The sequence below is a fragment of the Pseudomonas agronomica genome, assembly GCF_025917275.1.
In the GTDB taxonomy this organism is placed as follows: Bacteria; Pseudomonadota; Gammaproteobacteria; order Pseudomonadales; family Pseudomonadaceae; genus Aquipseudomonas; species Aquipseudomonas agronomica.
The window spans coordinates 1-2,232 of the sequence record NZ_JAOSHO010000675.1 but is presented as its reverse complement, the minus strand read 5'-3'; the positions used below and the strand labels follow the sequence as shown (position 1 = coordinate 2,232).

Annotated in this window: 4 protein-coding genes; 3 read left to right on the top strand and 1 reads right to left on the bottom strand. The window is 62.0% G+C overall.

What is annotated here, in order from left to right; all coding sequences use genetic code 11:
* The first annotated feature begins 88 nt into the window (after positions 1–88).
* On the top strand, positions 89–562 hold the full coding sequence (locus OC610_RS26075; protein ID WP_264431937.1) for a cyclic nucleotide-binding domain-containing protein: 474 nt from the start codon (positions 89–91) through the stop codon (positions 560–562).
* A 141-nt stretch (positions 563–703) separates the two neighbouring features.
* On the opposite strand, the gene OC610_RS26070 is transcribed toward OC610_RS26075, so the two are convergent.
* A complete protein-coding gene (locus tag OC610_RS26070; protein ID WP_264431934.1) occupies positions 704–988 on the bottom strand; it encodes a hypothetical protein in 285 nt (94 codons plus the stop codon).
* A gap of 76 nt (positions 989–1,064) precedes the next feature.
* On the opposite strand from OC610_RS26070, the gene OC610_RS26065 reads away from it, so the two are divergent.
* Both OC610_RS26065 and OC610_RS26060 read left to right on the top strand, forming a co-directional pair.
* A complete protein-coding gene (locus tag OC610_RS26065; protein WP_264431932.1) occupies positions 1,065–1,751 on the top strand; it encodes a spermidine synthase in 687 nt (228 codons plus the stop codon).
* Between the two features lie 49 nt (positions 1,752–1,800).
* A complete protein-coding gene (locus OC610_RS26060) occupies positions 1,801–2,175 on the top strand; it encodes a YajD family HNH nuclease (RefSeq protein WP_003184246.1) in 375 nt (124 codons plus the stop codon).
* The last annotated feature ends 57 nt before the right edge of the window (positions 2,176–2,232 follow it).

Sequence of the window (2,232 nt, the reverse complement as noted above, 5' to 3'; positions counted from 1 at the left end):
TTCGCGAGCAGGCTCGCTCCCACTAGGGTTCGCCATACATTCATGACAATCCAGAACCGCAACAAACACAAGAAAAGACCGTGACGACATGTCAGAACCGACCTTACTGAACAAAGAAATCCGCGACTGGCTGATGGACTGCGGTCTGTTCGACCAATTGCTGCCCGTCGACTTTGCCGCCGCGTCGGGTTACTTCAGCATCAGCACAATTGCCCAGGGCGAGGCGATTTTTCACGAGGGCGATGCTGGCAGCTTCATGTGCATCCTCCACACCGGTCAGGTGGCCGTGCAGAAAACCGGCCCCGACGGCCAGCCAGTGACCATCGCCACGCTGCGCAGCGGCCGGGCATTCGGTGAAATGGCGGTGCTCGACGGCGAACGGCGCTCGGCCAGTTGCATCGCCGCCACCGATTGCCAATTGCTGAACCTGGGCAAGGATTCCTTGGAAAAAATGCTCAACGACGCGCCAAAGATTGCCGCCAAGATCATCCGCGCCCTCGCCGTCTCCCTGTCCAAGCGCCTGCGCATGGCCGATGGGCAGTTGCTGTCGCAGCAGGTCTGATTCTTTCTAACAGTTGAAACACAGAACCTGTGGGAGCGAGCTTGCTCGCGATAGCGGTGTGTCAATCAACATTGATACCCACTGACCCGCCGCCATCGCGAGCAAGCTCGCTCCCACAGGGGATGGCGTCGTATGGTCGAGCTATCCCCCCGGCGACTTGGCCTTCTCCGGCTTCGGCTCCATACCCGGTATCGGCTGGTCCTTGGGCGGCCTGGGCATTTCGATGGGTGGTAACAGGGGCGGGCCGTTCCCTGGCGCTACCTTGGGCACCCCGCTGGGCGTGACCGGCGGATACGGCATGGGCGTAGCGGTGCCCGGCGACCCCGGGATACTGGGCGGGCTGACCGGAATGGTCGGCTGCTGGGCCTGGGCGCAACTTATCGAGAGCGCCGCCAGGGCAATGGCCGGTAGAATGAGGCACTTCATCAATGGCTCCGTGGCTATTGTCTGCTTTCAGGCTAGCCCCTGCCGGGCCGGTCTGCTCTTTTCCCATGAGATTTCCATGAAACGTTTTGTTCTGCTCGACACCACGCCTATCCCTGACAACGGCGGTGCCCTGTGCCTGTTCGAATACGGCGAAGATTTCGTGATCAAGATCCAGGGCGGTGACGGCGGACAGTTGATGAACACCCGCATGCACGGCTCCGAAGACGCCCTGGCCGAGATTCCCTGCCGCAAGGTCGCCGGTCGCCCTGGCTCGCGTGTGCTGATCGGCGGCCTCGGCATGGGCTTCACCCTCGCCTCCGCCCTCAAGCACCTGGGCAAGACCGCCGAAGTGGTGGTGGCCGAACTCGTGCCGGGCGTGGTGGAGTGGAACCGTGGCCCCTTGGGCGAAAAGGCCGGGCGTCCCCTGTCCGACCCGCGCACGGTGATCCGTCTGGAAGACGTGGCCAAGGTGCTGCAAGCCGAACCCCAGGGGTTCGACGCGATCATGCTGGATGTCGATAACGGCCCGGAAGGCCTGACCCAAAAGGCCAACAGTTGGTTGTATTCGGCCGGTGGCCTGGCCGCCTGCGCCAAGGCCCTGCGGCCCAAGGGCGTGCTGGCGGTCTGGTCGGCCAGCGCCGACCGGCAGTTTTCCGACAAGTTGAAGAAGGCCGGCTTCAAGGCCGAGGAGGTGCAGGTGTTCGCCCATGGCAACAAAGGCACCCGCCACACCATCTGGATTGCCGAGAAACTCAAGGGCTGAGCTAAACTCTGTCCAACCGTCATTCAGTCTTTTCTACAAAGGTGAACCCATGAGTTCGTCCACCCCACCGTCCAACACCGCCAAGCTGGACCGCATCCTCGCCGACGCCCAGCGCGACCGGGAGATGGGCTATCGCGACAAAGCCCTGAAAATGTACCCCCACGTCTGCGGCCGCTGCGCCCGTGAGTTTTCCGGCAAGCGCCTGAGCGAACTGACCGTTCACCACCGCGACCACAACCACGACAACAACCCCCAGGACGGCTCCAACTGGGAGCTGCTGTGCTTGTATTGCCACGACAACGAGCACTCGCGCTACACCGACCAGCAATATTTTGGCGACGGTTCCCTGAGCACACCGAAGATCGCCAAGGCGACCCATAACCCGTTCGCTGCGTTGGCTGGGCTGATGAAAAAAGACGAGTAGCCGTCATTACCCAAAAATGTTGCAGACAGTCAGGCCGCCATCGCGAGCAAGCTCGCT

What these genes read in the sequence shown, in the direction of transcription:
- OC610_RS26075 (WP_264431937.1), top strand. Translation starts at nt 89, where the DNA reads ATGTCAGAACCGACCTTACTGAACAAAGAAATCCGCGACTGGCTGATG.
- OC610_RS26070 (WP_264431934.1), bottom strand. Translation starts at nt 988, where the DNA reads ATGAAGTGCCTCATTCTACCGGCCATTGCCCTGGCGGCGCTCTCGATA.
- OC610_RS26060 (WP_003184246.1), top strand. Translation starts at nt 1,801, where the DNA reads ATGAGTTCGTCCACCCCACCGTCCAACACCGCCAAGCTGGACCGCATC.
- OC610_RS26065 (WP_264431932.1), top strand. Translation starts at nt 1,065, where the DNA reads ATGAAACGTTTTGTTCTGCTCGACACCACGCCTATCCCTGACAACGGC.